This window comes from Nitratidesulfovibrio sp. 1201_IL3209 (assembly GCF_036763125.1).
In the GTDB taxonomy this organism is placed as follows: Bacteria; Desulfobacterota; Desulfovibrionia; order Desulfovibrionales; family Desulfovibrionaceae; genus Cupidesulfovibrio.
In genome coordinates this window covers 1-25,274 of record NZ_JBAIYT010000034.1, presented here as the reverse complement: position 1 = coordinate 25,274, position 25,274 = coordinate 1, and the positions used below count along the sequence as shown (strand labels likewise).

General features: G+C 69.0%; 19 protein-coding genes, 2 tRNA genes and 1 riboswitch. Of the genes, 9 read left to right on the top strand and 12 right to left on the bottom strand.

Annotation, left to right across the window (positions count from 1 at the left end):
• The first annotated feature begins 10 nt into the window (after positions 1-10).
• Positions 11-1,834, top strand: coding sequence for a methyl-accepting chemotaxis protein (locus V6B97_RS14175; protein WP_333507162.1), 1,824 nt, complete (start codon positions 11-13; stop codon positions 1,832-1,834).
• 195 nt (positions 1,835-2,029) lie between these two features.
• Here V6B97_RS14175 and V6B97_RS14170 read toward each other — a convergent pair whose 3' ends face one another.
• Both V6B97_RS14170 and V6B97_RS14165 read right to left on the bottom strand, forming a co-directional pair.
• Entirely contained in the window at positions 2,030-3,019 is a 990-nt protein-coding gene (locus V6B97_RS14170; RefSeq protein WP_333507161.1) for a DUF362 domain-containing protein, read from the bottom strand.
• A 128-nt stretch (positions 3,020-3,147) separates the two neighbouring features.
• Entirely contained in the window at positions 3,148-4,095 is a 948-nt protein-coding gene (locus V6B97_RS14165; RefSeq protein ID WP_333507160.1) for a rhodanese-like domain-containing protein, read from the bottom strand.
• 291 nt (positions 4,096-4,386) lie between these two features.
• Here V6B97_RS14165 and V6B97_RS14160 point away from each other — a divergent pair.
• A tRNA-Pro gene (locus V6B97_RS14160) sits at positions 4,387-4,463 on the top strand.
• Between the two features lie 73 nt (positions 4,464-4,536).
• On the opposite strand, the gene V6B97_RS14155 is transcribed toward V6B97_RS14160, so the two are convergent.
• From V6B97_RS14155 to V6B97_RS14140, 4 genes are all read right to left on the bottom strand, one after another.
• Complete coding sequence (locus tag V6B97_RS14155) at positions 4,537-5,826, bottom strand: acetamidase/formamidase family protein (protein ID WP_333507159.1); 1,290 nt, start codon at positions 5,824-5,826, stop codon at positions 4,537-4,539.
• A gap of 197 nt (positions 5,827-6,023) precedes the next feature.
• On the bottom strand, positions 6,024-8,009 hold the full coding sequence (locus V6B97_RS14150) for a response regulator (RefSeq protein ID WP_333507158.1): 1,986 nt from the start codon (positions 8,007-8,009) through the stop codon (positions 6,024-6,026).
• A 280-nt stretch (positions 8,010-8,289) separates the two neighbouring features.
• Positions 8,290-8,679 carry a hypothetical protein gene (locus V6B97_RS14145; protein WP_333507157.1) on the bottom strand — a complete coding sequence of 130 codons (390 nt, stop codon included), beginning with the start codon at positions 8,677-8,679 and terminating at the stop codon, positions 8,290-8,292.
• Between the two features lie 54 nt (positions 8,680-8,733).
• Positions 8,734-8,810, bottom strand: a riboswitch (cyclic di-GMP riboswitch).
• Between the two features lie 506 nt (positions 8,811-9,316).
• Positions 9,317-10,627 carry a S1C family serine protease gene (locus V6B97_RS14140; protein ID WP_333507156.1) on the bottom strand — a complete coding sequence of 437 codons (1,311 nt, stop codon included), beginning with the start codon at positions 10,625-10,627 and terminating at the stop codon, positions 9,317-9,319.
• A gap of 221 nt (positions 10,628-10,848) precedes the next feature.
• On the opposite strand from V6B97_RS14140, the gene V6B97_RS14135 reads away from it, so the two are divergent.
• A complete protein-coding gene (locus V6B97_RS14135) occupies positions 10,849-12,627 on the top strand; it encodes a methyl-accepting chemotaxis protein (protein ID WP_333507155.1) in 1,779 nt (592 codons plus the stop codon).
• Positions 12,628-12,881: 254 nt separating this feature from the next.
• Here V6B97_RS14135 and ilvN read toward each other — a convergent pair whose 3' ends face one another.
• Together ilvN and ilvB are read right to left on the bottom strand one after the other, a co-directional pair.
• Positions 12,882-13,277, bottom strand: a complete 396-nt coding sequence (ilvN, locus tag V6B97_RS14130; protein WP_442935494.1) for an acetolactate synthase small subunit — start codon at positions 13,275-13,277, stop codon at positions 12,882-12,884.
• Complete coding sequence (ilvB, locus tag V6B97_RS14125) at positions 13,264-15,126, bottom strand: acetolactate synthase large subunit (RefSeq protein ID WP_333507154.1); 1,863 nt, start codon at positions 15,124-15,126, stop codon at positions 13,264-13,266. The genes ilvN and ilvB overlap by 14 nt, the downstream gene beginning before the upstream one ends.
• Positions 15,127-15,747: 621 nt before the next feature.
• Here ilvB and V6B97_RS14120 point away from each other — a divergent pair.
• Together V6B97_RS14120 and V6B97_RS14115 are read left to right on the top strand one after the other, a co-directional pair.
• Positions 15,748-15,823: transfer RNA gene (locus tag V6B97_RS14120), tRNA-Thr, on the top strand.
• Between the two features lie 390 nt (positions 15,824-16,213).
• Positions 16,214-16,558: a PilZ domain-containing protein gene (locus V6B97_RS14115; protein ID WP_333507153.1), complete on the top strand. Its 345-nt coding sequence runs from the start codon at positions 16,214-16,216 to the stop codon at positions 16,556-16,558.
• 239 nt (positions 16,559-16,797) lie between these two features.
• On the opposite strand, the gene V6B97_RS14110 is transcribed toward V6B97_RS14115, so the two are convergent.
• The 4 genes from V6B97_RS14110 to V6B97_RS14095 all read right to left on the bottom strand — a co-directional run bounded on the left by V6B97_RS14110 (position 16,798) and on the right by V6B97_RS14095 (position 19,423).
• Positions 16,798-17,367, bottom strand: coding sequence for a TIGR00730 family Rossman fold protein (locus tag V6B97_RS14110; protein ID WP_333507152.1), 570 nt, complete (start codon positions 17,365-17,367; stop codon positions 16,798-16,800).
• Between the two features lie 465 nt (positions 17,368-17,832).
• Positions 17,833-18,156, bottom strand: coding sequence for an IscA/HesB family protein (locus tag V6B97_RS14105; protein WP_333507151.1), 324 nt, complete (start codon positions 18,154-18,156; stop codon positions 17,833-17,835).
• A gap of 113 nt (positions 18,157-18,269) precedes the next feature.
• Positions 18,270-18,890: a DNA-3-methyladenine glycosylase I gene (locus V6B97_RS14100; RefSeq protein ID WP_333507150.1), complete on the bottom strand. Its 621-nt coding sequence runs from the start codon at positions 18,888-18,890 to the stop codon at positions 18,270-18,272.
• 44 nt (positions 18,891-18,934) lie between these two features.
• Positions 18,935-19,423, bottom strand: a complete 489-nt coding sequence (locus V6B97_RS14095; protein WP_333507149.1) for a YbaY family lipoprotein — start codon at positions 19,421-19,423, stop codon at positions 18,935-18,937.
• Between the two features lie 417 nt (positions 19,424-19,840).
• Here V6B97_RS14095 and V6B97_RS14090 point away from each other — a divergent pair, with 417 nt between their 5' ends.
• From V6B97_RS14090 to V6B97_RS14075, 4 genes are all read left to right on the top strand, one after another.
• Complete coding sequence (locus tag V6B97_RS14090) at positions 19,841-20,917, top strand: iron-containing alcohol dehydrogenase family protein (RefSeq protein ID WP_333507148.1); 1,077 nt, start codon at positions 19,841-19,843, stop codon at positions 20,915-20,917.
• A gap of 333 nt (positions 20,918-21,250) precedes the next feature.
• Complete coding sequence (locus V6B97_RS14085) at positions 21,251-22,432, top strand: DegT/DnrJ/EryC1/StrS family aminotransferase (RefSeq protein ID WP_333507147.1); 1,182 nt, start codon at positions 21,251-21,253, stop codon at positions 22,430-22,432.
• A gap of 7 nt (positions 22,433-22,439) precedes the next feature.
• Positions 22,440-24,437 (top strand): cytidylyltransferase domain-containing protein, encoded by a 1,998-nt coding sequence (locus V6B97_RS14080; RefSeq protein WP_333507146.1) that lies wholly within the window; start codon positions 22,440-22,442, stop codon positions 24,435-24,437.
• Entirely contained in the window at positions 24,434-25,129 is a 696-nt protein-coding gene (locus V6B97_RS14075) for a cytidylyltransferase domain-containing protein (RefSeq protein WP_333507145.1), read from the top strand. Before V6B97_RS14080 ends, V6B97_RS14075 begins: the two co-directional genes overlap by 4 nt.
• Positions 25,130-25,274 lie beyond the last annotated feature (145 nt).

The following is a 25,274-nucleotide window of genomic DNA, read 5'->3' as shown; positions in this document are numbered from 1 at the left end:
AGGGGGTCGCATGTTCAGGAATTTCTCCATCGGCGCGCGCGTCATCGCGCTGCTCGTGTTCATGGTGCTGTTCGTGGCGGGTGTCGTCGCCGCGTTCGTGACCACCATCGGCACCGTCCGGGACCACGGCGTCACCGAGACCCAGCGGGTGATGCTGGAAGAGGAAAAGGCCAAGTTGCAGGTGGCCACCCACACCATCGCCCAGGCGCTGGGCCAGCTGCTGGCCGACGTGCCCGCAGAGGCGGGCGAGGCCGCGCGCATCGAGACGGTGCGCAAGGCCATCGACACCATCCGCTTCGAGAAGGACCAGTCCGGGTACTATTTCGTCTACCAGGGCACCACCAACGTGGCCCTGCCCCCCAACAAGAGCGTGCACGGCAAGGACCTTGCCGAAACCAGGGACAAGAACGGGGTGTACTTCGTGCGCGAGCTGGCGCAGCGCGCGGCGGCGGGCGGGGGTTTCGTCGAGTACATCTTCCCCAAGCCGGGCAAGGGCGACCAGCCCAAGCTGGCCTATTCCGAGATGATTCCCGGCACCAGGTTCTGGATCGGCACCGGGGTGTACATCGACAACATCGACGAGGCCAAGGCAGGCATCAACGACACGCTGGAGAGCCTCGCCGACAAGGCCCTGACCTGGCAGCTTTCGGTCATGGCGGCGATCCTGCTCCTGGTCGTCATACCCGTCTGTATCATGCTCATCGCGTCCATCGTGCGTCCGTTGCGCGAAGCCACGGCGGCGGCCCAGGCCGTGGCCGAGGGCAACCTGGAGGTGCGCATCGAGGCCAGGGGCCGCGACGAGGTTTCCGCCTTGCAGGCGGCGCTGAACACCATGGTCGCCACGCTCAAGAACAACATCGCCGACATCACCGAAAAGCAGCGCGAGGCGGGCCGCCAGGCCGACGCGGCGCACGCCTCGGCCAGGCAGGCGGAAGAGGCCATGGGCAAGGCCGCCGTGGCCACCAAGGAGGGCATCCTTTCCGCCGCCGAACGGCTGGAGGGCGTGGTGCGCGCCATCGACCACGCGGCGGAGGACATCTCGCGCCGGTCCGAGGAAATCAGCCGGGGCACCGACACCCAGATGGCCCGCATCAACGAGACGGCCACGGCCATGGAAGAAATGAACGCCACGGTGCTGGAAGTGGCCCGCAACGCGGGCCGCGCCGCGGACCAGACCGAGGCCTCGCGCGCCAAGGCCGACGAGGGCTCGGGCATGGTCGGCCAGACCGTGAAGGCCATGCAGGACCTGAAGGGCCTGGCCAGCAACCTCAAGGACAACATGCACCGCCTGGGCCAGCAGTCCGAGGCCATCGGCCATGTGATGAACGTGATCAACGACATCGCGGACCAGACCAACCTGCTGGCGCTGAACGCCGCCATCGAGGCGGCCCGCGCCGGGGATGCCGGGCGCGGCTTTGCCGTGGTCGCCGACGAGGTGCGCAAGCTGGCGGAAAAGACCATGGGCGCCACCAAGGAAGTGGGCGACTCCATCAAGGCCATCCAGGACCTAGCCCGCACCAACGTGACGGGCATGGACGACGCGGTCAGCGCCATCGACGGCGCGGCGCGCCTTTCCGGCAGTTCGGGCGAGTTGTTGCAGCAGATCGTGACCATGGCCCACGACGCCGCCGGGCAGGTGCAGGCCATCGCCACGGCGGCCGAGGAACAGTCCGCCGCCAGCGAAGAGATCACCCGTTCCGTGGAGGAGATCGACCGCATCGCCCGCGAGAACGGCACGCTGGTCAACGCCACCAACACCGACCTGCGCAACCTGGCCGACCAGGCCGCCGAACTGCGCCGCCTGATCGAGGGCATGAAGAAGGAAGCCGCGTAAAGGGCGTCGCGTCATCGCGCGGCACCGGCGGGCCACGGGGGCTCGCGCGCGCCCCACCCCGTGCAACGACACCACGGGCCGGAGGGAACACCCTTCCGGCCCGTTCGCGTTGCCGGGCTCCATGAACGCGCGGGCGGACGGCATGCGGCCCGGCGGTCCGGCACCCCGCTGCACCTCGTGCCCGTCACACGGCGGTCACGACCGCCACGCCGCCCACAGGCGGCGCACGGTGCTGCGCAGCAGCGTGCCGGGGCGGAAGCTCATGGGCTTGAGTACGCCGGGCGCCTCGAACCCGCGCGCGTCGAAGGCGTCCGGGGGTTCACGCACCAGGCCCGTCTGGCCGGGCAACGCGCCGGGCGCGCCGCGTCGCGCCAGTTCCGCCCACAGGGGCACCTGGCCGGGCGTCAGGCCCAGCAGCCCGCAGGTCACTGCATCCAGCGCCACGCCGGACGCCGAGGCCCCGACGAGCCCCAGATGGTACGGCTTGCCGGACCCCGGCCCGGTCACGTGCATGGCCTCCACCCCGTCCAGCAGGGCGGCCGTGGGCGGCAGCGCCGCCGCCACCTCCACCAGCGCGCCCTCGAAGCGGTGGCCCCGGTCGCCGTGGCGGGTGTGCACGACGGCCTTGCGCACGCCGGGCACGCAGCCGAACAGGTTCTTTACCGCCAGGGTCACGCGCATCTGGCTGTGCGCCTTCAGGCGCGGCACGCTGAGTACGCCGTCCGCCTCCAGTGCGCGGCGGGCAATGCCGATGGACCCGCCGAAGGACAGGGGCACCTGCACCGCGTCGTCCAGCGGGGTGACCGTCAGCCCAAGGGACCGCAGGGCCTGCGCGAGTCCTGTTGCTTCGGCCACGCCGCGTGCCGTGCCGAAGCCCGGCGAATCGGTCACGGTGAGGGCGCAGCCGTGGTCCAGCAGCCACGCGCAGGCGGCGCGCACCACCTGCGGATGCGTGCAACTGAGCGCCGGAGCGGCGCGCAACAAGTTGGGCTTCACCAGCACGCGGCCGCGCGGCGGCGTCCAGCCGGAGGCGTCCAGCGCCTCGGCCACGGTGCGCTGCACCCGGCCGGGGTCGTAATCCGGGCAGCGCAGCAGGGCCACGGGGATGGGCGGGATGGACGCGGACGCAGCGGGGCCGGACGGAACAGGGCCGGACGGGACGGAATCGGGCGCGCCGCCAACCATGCCACCGGCAGGCGCGACGGGCGCGCCAGCCCCATCCACCCGCCGGGGGGCAGGCAGGGGAACGGGCGGGCCGGATTGATCGAACGGGCCGGGTTGGCGAGGCGGGTCCGAGCGCCGGACATCGTGGCTCACCGGGCCTCCCCGTCTGCGGAAAAGGTGGCGATCTGGTCGACGATCATGCGGGCGTGGGTCTTTTCCTGCGTGGCCAGGTCCAGGAAGGCGCGTTCCGCAAGGCCCCCCAGGCCGCTGCCGCGCCGGGCCTCGTCGGCCAGGGTGCGGTACAGGTCGTAGGCGTTCATTTCCACTTCCAGCGCCAGTTCGGCGATGTCCAGACAGTCGCCGCTGGCGGCGTCGCGCACCCACGGGTCAAGGTCGGCCACGGCCATGCCGCCTTCCAGCACGCGGCCTTCCAGCGCGGCGAACAGTTCGTCGAAGGGCGGCAGCGGGCCGCGCGTGGCATCGGCGTGGGCGTCCGCGTCCCAGCGCTGCGCAAGATGGTGATAGACCACCTTGGCGTGGGCCAGTTCCACGCCGATCAGCCGGTCCATCAGCGCGCACACGGCGGGCTTCGGCCCGGCGTCGCGCACGCGGGTGTACAGCAGGTGGGCGGCCTTTTCCATGTCCAGCGCGCGGCGCAGCAGTTCGACCATGCTGCGCACCCCGGCGAATACCTGGACGCGCGGGCTGTCGGCCACGGCTTGCCCGGTCCACGCATTCAGGCCGCCCGTCAGGCTCAGGATGCGACCTCCTCCCGTGCCGCCCTTTCCACCCTTGTCCCCCGTGCCTGGGGACGGCGCGGCGAACACGCCGCTTTCCGCCGCCATCACCGCCGCCGCCGCGGACCGCCCGCCGCTGCGGCAGTAGAAGACGTGGTCCTGCGCCGGGTCCAGCGTGGACAGCAGGGAGGCCAGCTCGCCCACGGGCACCAGCCGCGCGCCGGGGATGTGCTCCTGCCGGTATTCCTCCGGCTGGCGCACGTCCACCAGCACGTAGCTGCCTTCCGGCCGCGCGGCCATGTAGTCGCGCAGGGCCTGCGGCGAAACGGGTTCGATGGGGACGCGGGGCGATGGGCTCATGGTGCCTCCTGCGGATGGATGCGACGGGAGTGACGCGGGGCCGATACGGGCACTGACGGCGGCGCGACGACGGCACGACGGGGGCGCGTGCCGCCGCCCTGTCGCCATTCTACCCGACACGGCCGTGCCCGCAAGAGCATCGTGCCTGGTGGGTCGGTTCGGCAGGCAACGCACCGGGCAGCGGCGCCCAGCCATCGCTCCCGTTCGCCCTTTCCCGCCTTTTCGCCTGCTTTCAACCACTTTCCGGTTGACAGCTTCGGCCACCGGGGCTACACACCTTTTCTCGCGTGTCGGGATGTAGCGCAGCCTGGGAGCGCACCTGAATGGGGTTCAGGGGGTCGGAGGTTCAAATCCTCTCATCCCGACCAGCTTGGACACGCAAAGGCCGTCGGTCGCAAGACCGGCGGCCTTTTTCGTTTCGGCGGAAAATCGTATGGCCGCCTACAGGCCGTACTGCGCGCGGATCAGTTCGTACACGCCCTTTTCGCGCAGGGCGGCCACCGGCGCGAGGAACGTGGCGGTGACCGTGCCGGGCGCGCGGCCGATCTGGATGTTGCCGGTGATGGTGGCGCGGTTCATCACTTCCGGCACCGGGCAGCCCAGGAATTCCGCCGCGCGGGCCAGGGCGCAGGCCGTGGCCTCGTTGAGGGTGGGACCGGTGCCCACGAAGGAGATGGGGGCGGATTCTTCCAGTTGCACGCCCCACGCGTCCGCCTCTTGCCGGGCCTGGCGCTTCTCGTCCTCGCTCAGGGGGCGGGCCAGCAGGGGCAGGTCGTCGTGCACCGGCAGGATGATGGGGCCGCCGCAGGTCACGCCCTTCAGCACCGAGACCTGCATGGTGATGACCCCGGCCACGTCGGCGGTGTGCCCGGCGATTTCGCCGTCGCCCTGCATGGCGTGCATGTCGCCCACGTACACCCCGCCGCCGGGCACCCGCACCGGCGCTATGAGCACGGCCCCGGCGCGCACGCGGTTGATGTCCATGTGGCCGTCGGTGACGTCGGCCAGCTGTTCCGGGGTGATGGCGTATTCATGCGGCGCGCCCACCAGGAACGAGCCGAAGTCGCGCGCGTTGTGCGAATCGGGAATCTGCCGGGTGGGCATGACGCCAAGCTGCCCCACGAAGGGAATCATGCGGCTGACCACGCCGGGGATGTCGCTGGGCGCAAGGGCCACCACCGGGTTCTGGATGGAGTTGTCCGGCGTGCACATGTAGTCCCTGGCGTTGGCGGCCACCCGTTCGGCGGCGGCCTTGTTCAGGGTGACGCCAAGGGTGCCCTGTTCGTTGAAGGCGATGGTGTAGCCGTTGGTGAAGGCGAAGGGCGCGGCCGAGGCGCCGCATTCCGCGCAGCGGATGCAGTCCGGCCCGCAGCCCTCCACGCAGGTGTTTTCGTACAGCGCGCCGCACTGCGGACACTTGCCCGCCACGTAGGGGTCGCCCAGGCAGCGTTCCGCGAACATGCTGTCGTTGCCGGACGCCGTGACCCGCGAGGTGACCTGGATGGACAGGATGCGGATGGCGATGGAATCGCCGGGTTCGGCGCCCTGCACGAAGACCGGCTGCGTCACCTCGTGCCCGCCCCGGATGGCGGGGGTGAGCATGGGCCCCCAGCAGCCGGGCGCCGTGTTGGCGACGATGATGCCGCCGTCTTCCACCGGCCCGAGCATGGCAATATCCGGGCCGAGGATGCCATTGGTGAAGGTGTTGACGAAGACTGTCCTGTTCGCCACGAGCGTTCTCCTTTTCTAGAGGTGGAGGTACCGCAGAGGGACTGGACAGAGCCTAAGCACGTTGCGGCGCGAATGACCAGTGGCGGAAATGGGAGTGGCGCTTGCGCCCACCCCACCTTCTTTGCATGGTACACCAACTCATTGTGCACCGTTGCATTTCCATGCTTCCTGCTTGTCCGGAGCAGGCGGGCGGCCCCTCAACACACCTGCCTTTTTCTCCGCGCGCACTCTATCTCCTCCACAAGGTCCGCCATGTCGAAGGGTTTGGCCACGTAGCCGTCCAGACCGGCGGCCAGAAAGCGTTCGCGGTCGCCCGCCATGGCGGCGGCCGTCACGGCCAGGATGGGGACGTTGCGCTGGGCCGCAAAGCGGGGTGAGGTGCGGATGGTCCCGGCGGCGGTGATGCCGTCGGTATTGGGCATGTGGATGTCCATCAGCACCACGTCCACCTCTTCGGCGGCCAGCCGGGCCAGCGCGTCGTCGCCGTCCACGGCCAGGGTCACGTGGTACCCGGCCTTTTGCAGCAGCCGCTGGCCCACCATGCGGGTGGTGGCGTCGTCTTCCGCCAGCAGCACGCGCACCGGCGCGCCGTCCTGCGGCGGGGTCGGGCAGTCCGCCGCCTCCGGCGGCAGTTCGTGGCGCTCCCCCTTGCGGAAGGGCAGGGCCACGTAGAACGCGGTGCCGCGCCCTTCCTCGCTGTCCACGCAGAGGGTGCCGCCCAGCAGCGCCACCAGCCGCCGCACGATGGAAAGCCCCAGCCCCGCGCCCTGATGCCGCCGCACGTACGAACTGTCGCCCTGGGTGAACGGATCGAAGATGCTGTCCAGCAGGGCGTCGGGTATGCCCTTGCCGGTGTCTTCCACCGTGAACAGGATGCCCGTCCCGCCTCCGTCCCCGCCCGTACCATGCCCACCCGCGCCGTTCCCGTTGGCGCCCGCCGAGCCGGGTTCGCCGGATCTGCCCGCCTTTTCGGGCAGCGGCGACATGTGCAGGCGCACCCCGCCCCGCTCGGTGAACTTCAGCGCGTTGCCCACCAGGTTGAACAGTATCTGGCGGGTCTTGCCCTCGTCGCCCAGCACGGTTTCCGGCAGGCCGGGGTCCATGTGCACGTCCAGCGCAAGGCCGCGCGTGCGCAGTTCGAACTGGAACAGTTCGCGCACGGCATCGCCCAGCCGCGCCACGTCGAAGGGGTCGTGGGCCACGGGCATGCGGCCCGCCTCCACGCGCGACAGGTCCAGCAGGTCCGACAGCAGGTGCGTCAGCCGCTGCGACGAGCGGATGGCCAGATTCACGTATCCGGCGTGCTCCGGGTCGGCCAGGTCCGCCTTCAGCAGTTGCAGCGCGCCCAGTATGCCGTTGAGCGGGGTGCGTATCTCGTGGCTCATGTTGGCCAGGAACAGGCTTTTGGTCTCGCTGGCGATGTTGGCCTGGCGGTTGGCCTCGATCAGTTCGCGCTCTACGCGCTTGCGCTCGGTGATGTCCTGGATGGTGCCGTAGATGCGGTGCCGCTCGGCGTCGTACTTGGCGCGCGACTGGATGTCGGCGATGCCCCCGTCCGAGGGGCGGCGGATCTTGAATTCCAGGGCGTATTCCACGCCGCGGGTGACCAGGCCGTGCAGGGCCGCGTCCAGCGCGGGGCGGTATTCCGGCAGGGGGACGGCCTTCACGGCCTCGAAGGTGTCGCAGTCATCCGGTATGCCGTAGATGCGCCGGGCGCCTTCCGAGGTATGCAGGCTGCCGGTGCGCAGGTCCACCTCCCAGTTGCCGGTGCCCGCCACCAGTTCGGCCCGGCGCAGGCGCGCCTCGCTTTCGCCCAGTTGCCGGCCCTTGGCGCGCAACTTCTCCAGCATGCGTTCGTTGCGGCTTTGCAGGTACGAAACCAGCAGCGAGACCACCGGCATGGTCAGCAGAAAGACCAGCAGCCGGCTGGCGCTGGATTCCGGATAGACGAACGTGGCGAACCCGGTGGACCAGGTGAGCAGCACGTACACGAAGGACAGGCCCACGCTGGCAAGGCCCGACGCGTGCCCGCCAAGGTACGCCGCCAGCACGATGGTCACCACGAACAGCAGCACCGGATTGTGCACCTGCACCCCGTGGCGGGACAGGAAAAACAGCGCCAGCGCCGTGACCACCGTAAGCAGCGGTCCGGCCAGAACCAGGACAGTCTTGCTGGACCTCACGATTCCCCCCGTGTGCCGGACGGCGGCATTCGCCCCGCACCTGATTGCCCGGAACAGGACGGGGCGGGCACGACGGGACGCCGCGGCAATGCCTGTGCAATACCCCGGAGCGGCCCCGCCCGGCAATAAGTCTAGAAAATTTTTAACACGCGGGCAGGATGGAGAGACCGGCCAGGCAAGGAGGGGGCGGGCTGGCCGGAATGGCAGTCGCGCAGCGAAATGGCGCGGGATGGGGCCGGGGCGGGGGGGGGAGCCGGGGTGGAGCCAGGGTAGAGCAAGATCAGCTGAAGCGGGCGGTGACCTGCTTGCCCATGCTCAGCACGCAATAGGCGATGCAGCTTACCGATTCCGCGGCAAGGCGCAGGCTGTCCTGCAAGGCGCAGGCGGATGCATGGTGGTCGGGGCCGGGCTGGCAGCGGCGCGTCATCAACAGGGAAGGCACACCGTTTCCGGTAAGGCTGTCGTGCAGGGTGGCGCGGTCCGCATCGTTCTCTATGGCGGCCACGTCGACCAGCGCGAAATCGAAGCGGTGCGTGTCCAACGCGGGCAGGGCGTCCTCCACCCCGCGCACCACGAAGGCTTCCGCGCCGCGCTTGCGCAGTTCCCACTCGCACATGAACGCGGACATGGGATTGCGGTCGATGACCAGAACGAAAACGCCCGCCAGCATATCCCCCCCCAAGGGATCATTGCCACGGGCCGCGCGGACGCACTGTTCTCCGGTACAGGCAACCCGGCTGTCTCTGCGCGAGATCCGTGGCTTTCCGTCCCCGCTTCGCAACGGGTTTGGCTTTCACATATGTACAGGAGTGGCCCACCGTGAAGAATGTGTCAATGTGCCACGCCGGGCACACAAGTACGTGACGCATTGCCTTATGAAATCATTTCAGCCTGTTCGTCTTCCACCACCATGCTCCCCCCTATCACCCTACCTATAAAATACAGGCTCCGCCTAATCGCTGTATCTGTGGGGCAATGGACACGGGGCAGGGACGATACGCCCCCCCTTGCCCCTTGACGCCGATGGCCCGCGCGGGCCGGACGCCCCCACGGCAAGCCCGGCAGGAGGGGTCGCCCCGGAAAGCAGCCCCGTTCAGCGGACGCGCCCTGCCGCACGGCCGGACGGCCCTTCCTGCAACGCACCGCCCGGACACGACGCCGGTCCGCCCACGCGAAAAGGCCGGGAGCGGTTGCCCGTTGCCCGGCCGTGAGATGTCATGTCCGTTTCGCCCCATGCGCGCGAAGTGAAATCCCCCGACGGCGCATCACCATGCATCGCGGCCCGCATCTGGCGCATCGGGCCGACATCAGGGCGTGGTGGGAATGCCCAGCTTTTTCAGGGCTTCGACGATGGGGATGAAGAAGTTCACGCCGATCGGCACGCCATTCTCCTGCATGCCGCTCACGGTAATCGCCACCACATGGCCGTTGCGGTCCACCAGCGGTCCCCCGCTGTTGCCGCCGAAAATCGTGGCATCGCTTTGCAGCACCCTGCCTTCCGGCTCCCTGCGATACCCGCTGGCAATCCCACGCGAAATGGTGCCGGACAGCGTTTCCAGCATGGGTGCGCCCACGGGAAACACCTCGTCCCCGGTAGCCACGTCCGCAACCTGAACATGCAGGGGCCGCAACCCGTCCATCTCGGCCTTCAGCAGGGCCACGTCGCGCCGCTGGTCGCGCGCCACCACCCGGACGATCACCGAAGCCCCGTTCTGGAAGCGCACCCGCACCCGTTCCGCCTCTTTCACCACGTGGTAGTTGGTCAGCATGTAGCCATCGCCGGTGATGACGAAGCCCGAGCCGTGCCCGTCCCCCACCTGCACCAGCACGACAGAGTTGCGCACGCTGTCCAGCGGCACGCGCGGCGTGTCCGGCCCGGCCAGTTGCACGCGCACGTCGGCCAGCACGGGCCGGGCAGCCTCCTGCCCCTGCGTCAGTTGCGGCGCCATATACGCCGAACCGTCGGGCATGGTGACCAGCTTGCGGAACTCTTCGTCCGCCAGCAGACCCCGCGCCGCGTGGGCAAAGGTGATGCGCAGCACTTCGGCGGAGCCGCCGTCCATGGCCGAATCCAGCTTGCCGTACCCGGTGGTGGTGCGGCGCAGCACCACTTGGCGATCCACCGTCGAGTAGACTTCCCAGTCCACCACCATGTTGGCCTCGCCCTTGCTGGGAAGGGGATTGCCCCAATCCGCCAGGGGAAAGCAGATGTTCCGGCGCAGTTCGGAGATATTCCCCCCTATCCACAGTTCGGCGTACGAACGGCCGGGATCCTCGAACAGGGTGCGCGGGTTGCCGGTCACCTTGAAGCCGTTGTCGGTGGCCTCGTCATTGAAGACTTCCAGCAGTTCGTCGTCCCGCAAATCGTAGCGCACCCCGTCGGACGCCCCCACTTTCTGCGGAACGCAAAAACTGTCGTAGGCCACCGTGGTGGTCAGCTCACCCCGGCGCATTTTCTGGGTCAGCTTCTGTATGGAGATGGCCCGGATCCTGGCGCCCAGTTCGAAGGATTGCAGGTCGGGCTCGGGCACGGGATCCACCCGCAGTTTCTTCATGCAACCGGCAAGCGGCAGGCAGGACAGCAGGAGCAGGCAGACGAGGATGCTACGACAGCGCATGAGGGCCTCCGCTGGGGATATGGGGTCGCGCATTGCACCACACTTCGCCCCGCCGTTCAAGATGGCCGGTGCGGACGGGACCGCATGAGGCGTGCGCGCAGGCGCACGCCACATGCGCTCTTTGGTTCCTCAAGCCTCATTGTTTATACTTGCCTGCGGTCCCGGATTCCGTGCTAGGCTTGCGGGAAACCGTCATCACTCCGCAACATGCGAGGGCCACCATGAAATTTCTCCGCCAGTTCGGCATCACCACCCGGCTTGTCGTCCTCTCGCTGCTGGCATTCTTCTTCATCGGCGCCGCAGGCACGGCGGGCTGGATGGGGGCGCGGATCATCCAGCAGAACCTGAAGGATGTCTCCAACATCCGTCTGCCGGGCCTGAACTACCTGATACAGGCCGACCGCGACCTGCAACAGCTGCTGGTGGCGGAACGGTCGCTGCTGTTCGCGGACCCCGCGGACAGGAAGGCCATCGACAGGCTGAAGAAGGAATACGAGGACAACCTGCGGCAGTCGGACGAGCGCTGGAACAAGTACAAGAACCTGCCCCTCGACGATGCGGCCAGGCCGCTCGTTCCGCAGTACGACGCGGCCCGCGCCGCGTGGATGCCCCTTTCGCGCGCGGTGATGGACGCCGCCCTTTCCGGCGACCCGGCGGCCCGCCAGAAGGCCGCCCTGGTGTCGCTGGGCGAGGTGGGCGTGAAGTTCGAGGCCATGCGCGAGGTCATCAACCAGCTGACCGAAATCATCGAGCAGGCCGCCAGGGAAGACAACGCAGAGGCCGACGCCAGCTACGGCGACACCATGTACCGGCTGGCGGGGGCCACCATCCTGGCGCTGCTGGTGCTGGCCGGGTTCTCCATCGCCATCACCCGGTCGGTCACCGTGCCGCTGAAGCACACCGTGGCCTATTCCGAGGCGGTCTCGCGCGGGGCGCTGGAGGAATGCCTGGCCGTGGACGCCCGCGACGAGGTGGGCGTGCTGACCGAATGTCTGTGCCGCATGGTGGCCACGCTGAAGGACAAGATCGGCGAGGCCGACGCCCGCTCGACCGAGGCGCGCGCCGAATCGGAGCGAGCCCGGCTGGCCTCGGAGGAGGCGGAGGCGGCCCGCCGCCATGCGGAATCGGCCAGGCGCGAAGGATTGTTGCAGGCGGCGGACACCCTGACCGGCGTCACCGGCGTGCTCGGCTCCGCCTCCGAGGAACTGGCCGCGCAGATCGAGCAGGCCAGCCGGGGCGCGGAACACCAGATGCAGCGCGTGTCCGAGACAGCCACGGCCATGGAACAGATGAACGCCACGGTGCTCGAGGTGGCGCGCAGCGTCGGTGAAGCCGCGGGCGCCGCGGAAGGCGCGCGCGACAAGGCCGTGACCGGCCAGGACGTGGTGCGACAGGTGGTGGCGGGCATCGGGCAGGTGCAGCAGACCGCCGGGCAGCTCAAGGACGACATGGCCGAACTGGGCCGCCAGGCCGAGGACATCGGCCGGGTGATGACCGTGATCAACGACATCGCCGACCAGACCAACCTGCTGGCGCTGAACGCCGCCATCGAGGCCGCCCGCGCCGGGGACGCCGGGCGCGGATTCGCCGTGGTCGCCGACGAGGTGCGCAAGCTGGCCGAAAAGACCATGCTGGCCACCAGGGAGGTGGGGCAGGCCATCTCGGGCATCCAGGGCGGCACCCGCCGCAACGTGGGCCACGTGGAAGAGACGGTGCGCCACGTGCAGGAGGTGACCCGCCTGGCCACAGAATCGGGCGAATCGCTGGGGGGCATCGTGAGCCTGGCCGCCTCGGTGTCCGACCAGGTGCGGTCCATCGCCACGGCCAGCGAGGAACAGTCCGCCGCCAGCGAGGAGATCAACCGGTCCATCGAGGACATCAGCCGGGTTTCGTCGGAATCGGCCGAGGTGATGCGCCAGTCCGCCTCGGCCGTGGCCGACCTGGCCCAGCAGTCGCACGTGTTGCAGGAGTTGATCCGCAAGATGCGCGAAGAGGGGTAGGGGCTGTTTCTAAATTGTCCTTTCGCCCGTTGGCTTCGTCAAACGTCCCTGCCCTGTCGGTCGAATACAGGAAGAGTATACTCCCTCAGGGCAGGCTCGTTTTCCTTGCCAACGGACGAAAATCCTACTTTAGAAACAACCCCTGGGAGACCAGACGCCCCCCCCGCGCGGGAGGCCGGAACAAGAGACATCCCGCGTCCCGCCGAGGCGAACGCCTCGGCGGGACGCGTCATTTCCCGGAGAGGACGGCGCGGCTACCCGGCGGTCTCGCGTTCCCAGGCGGCCATGCAGTCGGCCAGCCGGGCGAACGCCTCGCCCCCGGCGGGGCGGCGGCGCACGTCCAGCACGTCGTGCAGCTTGCGCACCTGGCGCACCATCTGTTCCAGCCGTTCGTCCTCGGCCACCAGCAGCCAGATGCGGCTCACCTGGCCGCCGTTCACCGGCGTGCACAGGATGGCCTCGACGTTGAACGCCCGCCGGGCGAACAGCCCGCACACGTGCGACATGACGCCGGGGTGGTTGTTCACGGTCAGGCGCAGGGCCACCAGCGGCCGGGCGTCCGCCGCCGGGGCCGGGGCTGGGCCGCCGGACTGGATGGACTGGGCGAATTGGGCGAATCGGGCGGGCTGGGCGATATCAGGCATGGACATGGCGGCCTCCGGCGGCGTCGGCATGGGTGTCGCAATCGTTGTCATCTTCCTGCATGGCGGCGTCCGTTTCCGGCTCGCCCCCGATCATTTGCAGATTGTCCGCGCCGGGGGGCACCATGGGGTACACGTTGGCCTCGGCGGGCACGGTGACCCGGATCAGGCACGGGCCGGGGGCGCGCAGGGCGTCGGCCAGGTCGCGCAGGGGGTGTTCGCTGGCGTCCAGGTCCACGGCGGGCACGCCGAACCCTTCGGCGATGCGCGCGAAATCCACCTTGCGCCGGTACGCGCTGGCCACCAGCCGCCCCTCGTAGAACAGTTCCTGCTGCTGGCGCACCAGGCCCAGGGCGTTGTTGTCGGCCAGCAGGATCTTGACGTTCACCCCTTCCTCGGCGGCGGTGGCCAGTTCCTGGATGTTCATCTGGAGGCTGCCGTCGCCGGTGAAGCACAGCACCGTGGCCTCGGGCCGGGCCAGCGCCGCGCCGATGGCGGCGGGCAAGCCGAAGCCCATGGTCCCGAGGCCGCCGGAGGTCAGCCAGCGGCGCGGGCCGCGCAGGGGATAGGCCTGGGCCGTGCGCATCTGGTGCTGGCCCACGTCGGTGGCCACGATGGCGTCGTGGTCCACGGCGTCGGCGGCGCAGCGGATCAGGCCGTACGGCGTGCGCGGGTCGTCCGCGCCGGGCATGACGAAGGGGTGGCGGCGGCGGCATTCCTCCACCCGGGTCAGCCACGCCTCGCGCCCGGCCTCCGCGCGGGGACGCAGCAGGGGCAGCAATTCGGCCAGGGCCAGCCCCACGTCGCCGGTGATGCCGCAGTGCACCGGCAGGATCTTGTCCAGTTCGCTCTCGTCGATGTCGATGTGGACGATGGTGGCCTGGGGGCAGAAGCGCTCGGCCTTGCCCACGGCCCGGTCGTCGAAGCGGGCCCCGGCCACCAGCAGCACGTCGCACTCGGCCAGCAGCAGGTTGGTGTGCCGCGCGGCGTGCATGCCCAGCATGCCGAGGGACAGGGGATGCCCGGCGGGCATGGCCCCGAGGGCCATCAGGGTCATCACCGTGGGCAGCCCGGCCCGCTCGGCCAGTTGCACGGCCATGTCCGACGCGCCGGAGGCCACCACCCCGCCGCCCAGGTAGAGCATGGGGCGTCTGGCCGCGTTGAGCAACGCGGCGGCGCGGGATATGGCGGCCGGGTCGGGCGCGGGGGGCGGCGCGGGCAGGCCCGGCTGCGGCGGGTTGTCGAACATGGCCGGGTCCACCGGGGCCATCTGCACGTTCTTGGGAATGTCCACCAGCACCGGGCCGGGGCGGCCGGACGCGGCGATGCGGAAGGCGGCGGGGATCACCTCGGCCAGTTCGTCCACCGAGCGCACCAGGAAATTGTGCTTGGTCACGGGGATGGACATGCCGTAGATGTCCACCTCCTGGAAGGCGTCCGAGCCGACGAGGCCCAGCGGCACCTGCCCGGTGACGCACACCACGGGCACGGAATCGAGCTTGGCGTCGGCGATGGCCGTCAGGGTATTGGTGGCGCCGGGGCCGGACGTGGCGAAAAACACGGCGGGCCGCCCGGTGACGCGGGCCATGCCCTGGGCCATGAAGCCCGCGCCCTGCTCGTGCCGGGCCAGCACGTGGCGGATGGAGTCCGCGCGGCCGAGGGCGTCGTACAGGGGCAGGTTGGCCCCGCCGGGAATGCCCGCCACGACATCGATGCCCTGCCGCTCCAGCAGGCGGATGACCAGGTCCGCGCCGTTGGGCTGGCGTTTCCGGGGGGTGGGTGCGGCGCCGGGGGCGATGCCCGGTGTGGTGCCCGGTGTGGTGCCGGGCGCGTTGCTGGACGGGGTGTGGGCTGGCATGTGCGCTCCTCCTGTGGTCCGGGCGGAGCCGGAAGAGGATGCGCCATTTCCGCCGCGTCGCGGAAAAACGACAACCCCCGCCGGCTCGCGCCGACGGGGGTTGGACTGTTCTCTGCTGCTGAGACCTGCCCCGGCTACGGCGCGACGCGACGTACTTCACGTACGACGACCGCTACGAATACCGGGGCCAACAGGCCGGTGGCGTTCGGAAGAGCGGTGGCTGCGGTGCGGCGCATGGGGCTATCGTCCTTGCTTTGGAGATGCGAAGAAAACCTGGAAAACCATGGGTACCGGACTGTATGCCGCAGTCCGCGCGGCAGGTCAAGCGGACAAATGCGGGTTGGTTGCACGAACAATGCAGAGATGCAACGGCACGTTGCTGCGGCACGGCAGCGCTGCCGCGCGTCATCCGGTGCGCACATGGCCACGCGGAACAACCCGTGCGCGAAGCGTCCCGCCAGCCACGCCCGACCAAGCGATTCCCGGCCCGCGCGGCTTGACGCCGGTGGCGAAACAGGCTAGTCAACCGTCCGCCGCGCGCAACGGGCCTTTCGTGCCCGCGCGGCCATGCGGCGCAAGCCTCGCGGACAGCATGTCCCGACATCATGCCCCGACCATCACGCCCTTGTAGCTCAGTCGGTAGAGTGCGTCCTTGGTAAGGACGAGGTCAGCAGTTCAATCCTGCTCAAGGGCTCCATTTCGGGCCGCCGGGAAACCGGCGGCCCGGCTTCGTTTCCGCCCCCCTCTCCCCCATCGTGCGCGCCTGCGGCCCCGCCAAACGGCGCGGGCGGTTACGCTCCGGGCATGATAACCTGCGCCCGCCGCACCTCCGACAGCGCCCGCGCCATTGCCCGCACGGGCGACACGTCATACCATAGGGGTATACGGTGGCCCCGCGCGTCCTTCTCCTTCCTCGTCCTCCCCGGCTCCTCTCCGGCCCGCCCCCCCCTTTCGGGCCGCATCGCCTGCCGACCCGCGTTTTCCGCACTCCGCCAGCCATCCTTCGCACGCATCCGGTCGGCATGCCATCACGCGCGCGGGCGCGCCGCATCCCGCGGCGCCGGGCAACCAGCACGGAGGGAGCGTCATGAACGACCTCAGGGAAGACCGCAGGGAACATTTCCGCATCAATCTGGTGGCCGACGAATACGACTATCCGTGCCGCATCCGCTACGGCGAACACGAGTACAAGGCACGGCTGCTGGACGTGAGCACCGGGGGCGCGCGCCTGCTGGTGTACGGCGGCGGCGCGGACCTGGGCGGCGCGAGCAGGGGCATGTACCTGCACGCCACGGTGAACGAGCCGGGCCACCTGCAGAACATCCCCTACCAGACCCGCTGGTACCGGGGGAACGAAATGGGCGTGGAGTTCGAACCGCCCCTGAGCGCGGGCCGCGAAGAACTGCTGCGCGCCATGGCCCACTGCCGCTGAGGACGGCCCCACAACAACGGATACGAAGCACGGACCGGACGCGAAACCGCACACCGGCCGGATCACGGAGACACACGCAACGGGGCCACACACGCGACGGCCCTGCCGCTCCCCAGGGGAACGGCAGGGCCGTGCGCCGTGCGCAACCTTTCCGCAGGAGGGCTGCCACGCTCAGGAACCGGGCAGGGGCGTCCTGCCCGGCGGGGGGATGTGCCGGGACGGGGCGAAAGCGCCGGGGGCTACAATCCCCACTTCTCCACGGTCACCGGGGTGTACGCGCGCATGGCGGCCACCAGCCGGGCCGGGTCCGCATGGGCCATGACCATGGCCTTGTGCCCTTGGGGCAGGAAGCGTTCCTCGATCATGTGGTCGATCATGCCGAAGAACGGCCCGTAGAAGCCGCCCACATCCAGCAGGCCGATGGGCCGCGCGGGCGGGTAGAGCTGGCCTTCCACCCAGATCTCGAACAATTCCTCCAGCGTGCCGATGCCGCCGGGCATGGCCACGAAACCCTCGGCCAGTTGGGCCATGCGGGCCTTGCGGCTGCGCATGTCGGGCACCACGTCGTGGCTGGTCAGCCCTTCGTGCAGTTGCCCGCGCTCCACCAACTTCTCGGTGATCACGCCGTGCACCTCGCCCCCGGCGCGCAGGGCCGCGTCGGCCACCACGCCCATGAGCCCCTTGGTGGTGCCGCCGTAGACCAGGCGGATGGACTGGGCCGCCAGGGTCTGCCCCAGGGCCACGGCGGCCTTCAGGTAGCCGTCGCCCCTTCCGAAATTAGAGCCGCAATACACGGCGATGCTGCGCATGGCGAATGCCCCTTCTGTCGCGTGGTCGCGGCGATGCCGTGATGGTCTTGATGCAGTGACGATCCTGCCGGGCGGCGCGCCCGCGCACGCCCGCAAGGGCGGTTACCTACTCCCCTGCGGCGCGGGGCGCAAGGGCGGAAACACCCCCGGTCCCGCCGCGTCCCCCCTGTTTCCCCAAAAAACAACACGGGGCCGGACGGTATGTCCGGCCCCGTGCATGTTCTTCATGCCAAGGCGGAAACAGACGTGAACCCGCGCGGGCGGCGCGACGGGATTTTCGATCTTCGTCTGCGCAGGCACTCACCAAAAGACGGAGCGCCAAGGGCTGCTCCCAAATTAGGATTTTCGTCCGTTGGCAAGGAAAACGAGCCTGCCATGAGGGAGTATACTCTTATCGTATTCGACCGACATGGCAGGCGAAGTTTGACGACGCCAACGGGCGAAAGGACAATTTGGGTGCTGCCCTTAGCCGCAGCAGCTGCTGGAACTCCCGCACCCGCTGCACCCGCCGCCGCCACCGCCGATCTGCACTTCGGAGGTCACGGCGAAGCCCATGGAGCCGAGGTCGATATTGATGGCGCCGGACTGCTCCAGCAGCGCGTCGTTGACGCAGAAGGTATAGCCCCCGGGCTCGAACACCTTGTCCTCCTCGCCGGGCTCGTCCAGGGCCAGGGCCAGGCGCGGGCCGCTGCAACCGCCGGGGGCCAGGTAGACGCGGATGGGGCTGCGCTCCTTGTCGGAGAAATAGGCATCGAGTTCCGTGCGGGCACGGTCGGTAAGCGTAATCATAAATCTCACTAACTCCTTGGTGTTGCTATAGATAAAAGCGATGGGAATAATTATAAACATCAATTCGGGCACTGACAAGAAGCCCACCCGCCTTCCCCGGCCTCCGGGCCGGATCAGCCCCGGCGTTCCGCCGCCACCTCGGCGTGGCGGAAGCAACTGGTCAGGTGATCGTTGACCAGGCCGGTGGCCTGCAAATGGGCGTAGATGACCGTGGACCCCACGAACTTGAAGCCCAGCCGCTTCAACTCCCTGGACACCGTGTCCGACAGCGGCGTGGTGGCGGGCACCTGCGCCAGTTCGCGCCACTGGTTGCACACCGGGCGGCCGTCCACGAAGTTCCAGACGAACGCATCGAAGCTGCCGTGGCGGGCCTGCACGTCCAGGAACAGCCGGGCGTTGTGCACGGCGGCCTCCACCTTCAGGCGGTTGCGCACGATGGATGCGTCGCCCAGCAGCCGTTCCACGTCGGCCGGGGTGTACCGGGCCACCACGGCGGGGTCGAAGTCCGCGAACAGGCGGCGGTAGCCTTCGCGCTTGCGCAGGATGGTCAGCCACGAAAGCCCGGCCTGCGCCGCCTCCAGCACCAGGAATTCGAAGTGAATGCGGTCGTCGCGCACGGGCACGCCCCACTCGGCGTCGTGGTAGGCGATCTCTTCCGGCGCCCGCGCCCACGGGCAGCGGGGCGCGCCGTCCTTCGCACTGGCCTTCGCACCGCCGGGCACGCCGTCGGGCATGCCACCGGGCGCACCGCCCTTCCCGTCACCAATGGCCGCCCCGCTCATCGGGCCATCTCCAGCACCAGTTCCAGGTAGGTCGGGTTGCCGTGCGTCAGCACGTACTGCGGGGCCGGGGTGCGGAACCACACCCGGCCCGGCCCGCCGCCCGTGGCAGGCTCGAACAGGGTGGCTTCCACCACGTAGTTGCGGCGCTGGTCGATGCGGGCGGCGTCGAAATCGATGCGGTACGGCGCGGGCACCCGCACCGGCGCGGGCAGTTCCACGCGGGCCAGTTCCACGCCTTCGCCCCCGTCTGCAAGGTCGGTCACGTCCAGCAGGCGCACCTCGCCCTGCACCGAAAGCGGCAGCAGAATGCGCTGGCGATAGGTGACCGTGCCGCTCAGCGTGGCCAGCGCGCCGGGCCGGTGCAATTTCAGCTTTTCGCTGCACCCGGCCAGCAGCGCCGCCAGCACCAGCAGCGCCGCCAGCACGGCGAATCCGCGCGCGGCGGACGGATTTTCCTGCGTTGTCGACTTGTTGCCGTCGTTCATGCATCCTCCCCAAGGGCTGTTGAATGATCCATTCCACCACTCCCCTGCCATACCCGCGCGCCCAAGGCCAGCATTGTGCGGCGCACCGGCCCCTTTTCCATTGACTTTGGCACGCCGAATCCTTACTGCTGCATCCGTCGCGAATCCCATCCACTCCGTTCCGGCGGGCACCCCCACCGGCAGCACGCGGCCACACCCCGCCCGGCATCGCCGGCCACCCCATGCATAGCCCCGCACCGCATCGCCTTTGCCGCGCCTCCGGCCCGCCCGGCCGGGTCTTCACGCACGTCGCACCGCCGGGCCTTTTCCCCGGCTAGCCGTTTATCCCCCATATTTCCGGGCATCTTGCCCGCCCCCGCGAATGCGCCTAGAATGCGCAACGCGGCGTACCTTCCGCACAACCCCCAGGAGAGTTCCATGTACCGCAATACCAAGAACGTGCCCTTCTACATCCTCGGCAAGGGTTCCTTCGCCCAACTGGGCGACCTTGTGGGCGCGCGCCGCGCCGCCGTGGCCGGTCCCGCCGTGTTCTTCGTGGACCACTACTTCCTGGGGCGCGAACTGGAAGGCCGCCTGCCCAAGAAGGACGGCGACCTCGTGCTGTTCGTGGACACCACCAGCGAACCCACCACCGGGCAGATCGACGACTTCGCCGCCGCCGTGCGCGCCCATGACAACCGCCTGCCCTGCACCGTGGTGGCCATCGGCGGCGGGGCCACCCTGGACGTGGGCAAGGCCGTGGCCAACATGCTCACCAACCCCGGCCTGGCCGCGGACTACCAGGGCTGGGACCTCGTGAAGTTCCCCGCCCCGCACAAGATCGGCGTGCCCACCCTGTCCGGCACCGGCGCCGAATGCTCGCGCACCTGCGTGCTGCTGAACGCCAAGCGCGGCATCAAGCTGGGCATGAACAGCGACATCACCATGTACGACCAGTTGCTGCTGGACCCGGAACTGACCCGCACCGTGCCGCGCGACCAGTACTTCTACACCGGCATGGACACCTACATGCACTGCATCGAATCGCTGCGGGGCAGCTACCGCAACGTCATCGTCGATGCCCTGGCCCAGAAGGCCGTGGACATGTGCGAGGAAATCTTTCTCTCCGACGACATGATGGCCGAGGAAAATCTGGAAAAGATGATGATCGCCTCGTACCTCGGCGGCATGAGCGCCGGTAACGTGGGCGTCATCCATCCCATCTCCGCCGGCCTCTCCGTGGTGCTGCACACCCACCACGGCATCGCCAACTGCTACGCCCTCAGCGTGCTGGGCGAATTCTACCCCCAAGACTACCCCAAGTACGCCAGGATGATCGAACGCCAGGGCGTCAACCTGCCCAAGGGCCTGTGCGCCAACCTCTCCGACGACCAGCTCAAGGCCCTGGTGGCCTCGTCCGTGGTGCACGAAAAGCCGCTCGTCAACGCCCTCGGCCCCGACTTCCGGAACATCCTCACCGACGAGAAGGTCATCTCGCTGTTCAAGGCCATGTAGGGCCGGAAAGGATGTTAACCGGGGAGGGGACCTTTTGGCGCGCTGCGGTCCTCATCCGTAATGCTCGAAGACTCGCATAACGGCTGAGGCAAAGGTCTCCCTCCCCGGACCCCTCCCCCCAAAACTTTTCATTATGGGGTACTACGCTGGCGGAACATGGGGATGTACCCGCCGCACTTCAACTGCCCTCCAATCGCCTTGCCCGTATCCTGACCGTATCGCACGCAGTGCGGTACGGTCAGGCATAAGGGGTCAAGGGGGCGCGGCCCCCTTGCGGGGGTACGGGGGCAGCGCCCCCGTTCTCAACATCTCGCGCTGTAGGAGCACGTACAGATGGATATCAAGGTGAATTTCAGCGGCCGCGCCCTCTACTACACGGAGGACGAGATTGCCGTGGTGGCCGAGGCCATGCGCACTGCCGAGACCCTGACCCAGGGCCGGTACATGCAGGAGTTCCAGCGCAAGTTCGCGGAGTACCTGGGCGTGGAGCACTGCTTCGCGGTGATGAACGGGGTGTCGGCGCTGGAACTGTCGGCGCAGTTGTGCCGGTTCAAGCCGGGCGACGAGGTGGTCATCCCCTCGCACACCTTCACGGCGTCGGCGTACCCGTTCCTGAAGAAGGGCGCGAAACCGGTGTGGGCGGACATCGACCTGCGCACCCGCGTGGTGACGGCGGAAAGCATCGAAAAGGTGCTGACCCCGCGCACCAAGGCCATCGTGGTGGTGCATCTGTACGGATATGTTGCGGACATGCCCGCCATCATGGACCTGGCCCGCTCGCGCGGCATCCTGGTGGTGGAGGACACGGCCCAGTCCATCGGCGCGGACGTGGACGGCAAGATGTCCGGCAGCTTCGGCGACTTCGCCATCTATTCCTTCCACTCGCACAAGAACCTGACCACCCTGGGCGAGGGCGGCATGCTGGTGGTGCAGGACCCGGAACTGGCCAAGCTGGTGCCCATGCTGCGCCACAACGGGCACTGCGGCTTCGACTTCGAGCGGCCCGACTACTGGGTGCCCGCCATGGGCAACGTGGACATGCCCATGATCGACGGCGAAATGCTGTGGCCCAACAACTACTGCATCGGCGAGATCGAATGCGCGCTGGGCATCAAGCAGCTGGAGCGCATCGACCGCATCAACGCGGAAAAGCGCGAGCGCGCCGTGCGCTTCATCGACGCGCTGGCCGACTACCCGGAACTGGAATTCCACCGCGTGGACACCACCCGGCACAACTACCACCTGCTGGCCGCGCGCATGACGGGCGGCAAGCGCGACGCCTTCATCCGCGCCATGTTCAACGACAAGGGCGTGAAGTGCGTGGTGCAGTACTACCCGCTGAACCGCTACCCGTTCTACCAGCGCCTGGGCTACGGCGCGGCCGACTGCCCCAACGCCGACATGTTCTTCGACAACATGATCTCCTTCCCGTTCCAGCACTGGCTGACCGGGGCGGAATTCGACCACATGCTTGCCGCCACCAAAGACGTGCTCGACGGGCTGCGCAGGGGTTAGCCGCCGCATGAACGGACCCCGGCGCTGCATCGTCATCCCCGCCATCAAGAAGAATGCGGTCATCCCCGACCAACTGGTGAAACGGCTGGCCGGGGTGACCCTGATCCAGCGCGCCATCGACACGGCCCGGTCCGTGGCCGAGGCGGCGGACATCGTGGTGGTCACCGACAGCCAGGAGATCGCCCTGGTCTGCGAGCGCAACGGGGTGCGCCACCACTACAACGCCAGCCTGCGCTTCACCTCGCTGGACATCGTGCGCGAACTGCGCGGCGTGCTGGAAGAACTGGCCGCCACCTACCCGTACCTGGTCATCTACCGGGCCAGTTGCCCTCTGCTGACCGGGCACGACATCGACGACGCCTTCGCCCGCTTCCGGAACGAGGGCGCGGACGTGCTGGTGACGGTGAAGAGCATCCGCCAGCGGGTGTGGGAAAAGCGCGACGGCAGCCTGGACGCGATTCTGGCCGACGAAGGCCCGGAAGACGGGCCGGATGGGGGTGCGGACGGGGGGCCGGATGAGGGAACGGACGAAGGCGCGGATGCCGGGGCAACTACCGGCGCGGCCTCGCCGCATCGCCCCTCCGCCGGGCGTTCGTCTGGCAGCCGTGAAGTCTACGTGGAAAGCAAGGCCCTGGTCATGCTGCGCGCCTCCGCCCTGGCCCCCGGCGCCACCCCGCGCGTGATGCCCTATTTCCTCAACGACCGGGCCATCGAGATCAACAGCTACCAGGACTGGTGGCTGTGCGAAAAGCTGCTGGAACGGCGGCACATCGTGTTCGTGGTGGCGGGCTACCCGGCCATCGGCATGGGGCACGTGTTCCGCGCCCTGATGCTGGCCCACGAGATTTCCGACCACAAGATCACCTTCCTGTGCACTCGCGACAGCGAACTGGCGGTGAAGAACATCGCCGCGCGCGACTACCGCACCTACATCCAGCAGACCGATGATCCTGGACCCGGGCTTGCACCCGGGCTCGCACAGGACGTGCTGCGCCTGGCGCCGGACCTGGTGGTCAACGACATCCTGGACACCGGCGCGGACTACATGCTGCGCCTGAAGGCCGCCGGGGTGCGCACCGTGAACTTCGAGGACGAAGGCCCCGGCGCGGCCCACGCGGACCTCGTGGTCAACGCCCTGTACGAGGACAGGCACGACGACCCGCGCCTGCTCTACGGCCACCGCTACTTCTGCCTGCGCGACGAATTCATCGCCGGGGAGCGCAACGAGTTCCGGCCGCAGCCAAAGCGCGTGCTGGTCACCTTCGGCGGCACCGACCATTCCGACTTCACCCGGCGCACCCTGGACGTCATCGAGCCGTTGTGCCGCCAGCGGGGCATCGCCATCAGCATCGTGGCCGGGCCGGGCTACGCCCACCGCGAGGCCATGCAGGCCCACGTGGAAAGCCTGGGCAGGGCCGGGGGCCAGAACCCGCCGCTGGTCGAATTCACCCACGCCACCAACGTCATGTCGCGCAAGATGGAAGGGGCGGACATCGCCATCTGTTCCGCCGGGCGCACCGTGTACGAACTGGCGCACATGCGCGTGCCCGCCATCGTCATGGCCCACCACGAACGCGAGGCGCGCCACACCTTCGCCCGCGCCCGCAACGGCTTCGCCTACCTCGGCGTGATGCACCCCTTCCGCGAGGAGGCGCTGCGCCGGGCCTTCGCGCGCATGCTGGACGAAGACTTCCGCCGCGCCCTGCACCAGCGCATGCAGCGGCTGGACTTCACCCGCAACAAGGCCGGGGTCGTGGCGCGCATCGGTGCGCTGCTGGCGCCCGCGCAGGGCGGGGCCGCGCCGCGCAGGCCGTCGTACATCGACGAATTGCCCTTCGGCCCGGACTTCGACCTGCGCAGCGCGCTCATCGAGCAATCCCCCTCCGTGGAGGACACCGTGGCCGCCCCCGATTCCCCCTCTTTTACGGGCTCCCCCGACTCCCCACTTTCAGGCGCGCCCGTGGCCTCGGGCACCCCGCACGGACCGCACGGAGACTCCGCATGAGAACCGTCGCCCTCATCCAGGCCCGCCTGGGCTCCACCCGCCTGCCCTGCAAGACCATGCTCTCGCTGCACGGCCTGCCCGTCATCGACTGGGTGGTGCGCCGCACCCGCAAGGCGGAACTCGTCGACGAAGTGGTGGTCGCCACCTCCCACCGGCCCGAAAACGACGTGCTGGAATACCACCTCTCGCGTCAGGGCGTGGCCGTGTTCCGTGGCCCGGAGGACGACGTGCTGGAGCGCTTCCGCCTGGCCGGGGCCGCCCACGGCGCGGAACAGGTGGTGCGCATCTGCGCCGACAACCCGCTGATCTGGGGACCGGCCATCGACGACCTGATCCGCTTCTGGCGCGCCGAGCACGCCGCCAGAGCCTGCGACTACGCGTACAACCACATCCCGCGTGGCAACACCTACCCCGACGGCCTGGGCGCGGAAACCCTGTCCTACGCGCTGCTGGCCGACATCGCCGCCAAGGCCACTCTGCCCGCCCACCGCGAGCACTGCCTGTCGTACATCTGGGACAACCCCGGCCAGTACCGCATCCGCACCTTCGACCCGGCCAACCCCGCCCTGCGCCGCCCCGACCTGAAGCTGGACATGGATACCCCCGAAGACTACCGCGCCCTCGCCCTGCTGGACATCCACCCGGACATCACCCCCGAGGAGATCGTGGCCCTTTTTCCGCCCAAGGGGTAATGAGGGGCAGGCGGGAAGACGTTACGGGGGGGGGGGGGGGGGGGGGGGGGGGGGGGGGGGGGGGGGGGGGGGGGGGGGGGGGGGGGGGGGGGGGGGGGGGGGGGGGGGGGGGGGGGGGGGGGGGGGGGGGGGCGGGGGGGGCGGG

Coding starts and splice junctions, on each gene's coding strand:
- V6B97_RS14175 (WP_333507162.1), top strand. CDS start 11: ATGTTCAGGAATTTCTCCATCGGCGCGCGCGTCATCGCGCTGCTCGTG.
- V6B97_RS14170 (WP_333507161.1), bottom strand. CDS start 3,019: ATGGTTGGCGGCGCGCCCGATTCCGTCCCGTCCGGCCCTGTTCCGTCC.
- V6B97_RS14165 (WP_333507160.1), bottom strand. CDS start 4,095: ATGAGCCCATCGCCCCGCGTCCCCATCGAACCCGTTTCGCCGCAGGCC.
- V6B97_RS14145 (WP_333507157.1), bottom strand. CDS start 8,679: ATGCTGGCGGGCGTTTTCGTTCTGGTCATCGACCGCAATCCCATGTCC.
- V6B97_RS14140 (WP_333507156.1), bottom strand. CDS start 10,627: ATGCGCTGTCGTAGCATCCTCGTCTGCCTGCTCCTGCTGTCCTGCCTG.
- V6B97_RS14135 (WP_333507155.1), top strand. CDS start 10,849: ATGAAATTTCTCCGCCAGTTCGGCATCACCACCCGGCTTGTCGTCCTC.
- ilvN (WP_442935494.1), bottom strand. CDS start 13,277: ATGTCCATGCCTGATATCGCCCAGCCCGCCCGATTCGCCCAATTCGCC.
- ilvB (WP_333507154.1), bottom strand. CDS start 15,126: ATGCCAGCCCACACCCCGTCCAGCAACGCGCCCGGCACCACACCGGGC.
- V6B97_RS14115 (WP_333507153.1), top strand. CDS start 16,214: ATGAACGACCTCAGGGAAGACCGCAGGGAACATTTCCGCATCAATCTG.
- V6B97_RS14110 (WP_333507152.1), bottom strand. CDS start 17,367: ATGCGCAGCATCGCCGTGTATTGCGGCTCTAATTTCGGAAGGGGCGAC.
- V6B97_RS14105 (WP_333507151.1), bottom strand. CDS start 18,156: ATGATTACGCTTACCGACCGTGCCCGCACGGAACTCGATGCCTATTTC.
- V6B97_RS14100 (WP_333507150.1), bottom strand. CDS start 18,890: ATGCCCGACGGCGTGCCCGGCGGTGCGAAGGCCAGTGCGAAGGACGGC.
- V6B97_RS14095 (WP_333507149.1), bottom strand. CDS start 19,423: ATGAACGACGGCAACAAGTCGACAACGCAGGAAAATCCGTCCGCCGCG.
- V6B97_RS14090 (WP_333507148.1), top strand. CDS start 19,841: ATGTACCGCAATACCAAGAACGTGCCCTTCTACATCCTCGGCAAGGGT.
- V6B97_RS14085 (WP_333507147.1), top strand. CDS start 21,251: ATGGATATCAAGGTGAATTTCAGCGGCCGCGCCCTCTACTACACGGAG.
- V6B97_RS14080 (WP_333507146.1), top strand. CDS start 22,440: ATGAACGGACCCCGGCGCTGCATCGTCATCCCCGCCATCAAGAAGAAT.
- V6B97_RS14075 (WP_333507145.1), top strand. CDS start 24,434: ATGAGAACCGTCGCCCTCATCCAGGCCCGCCTGGGCTCCACCCGCCTG.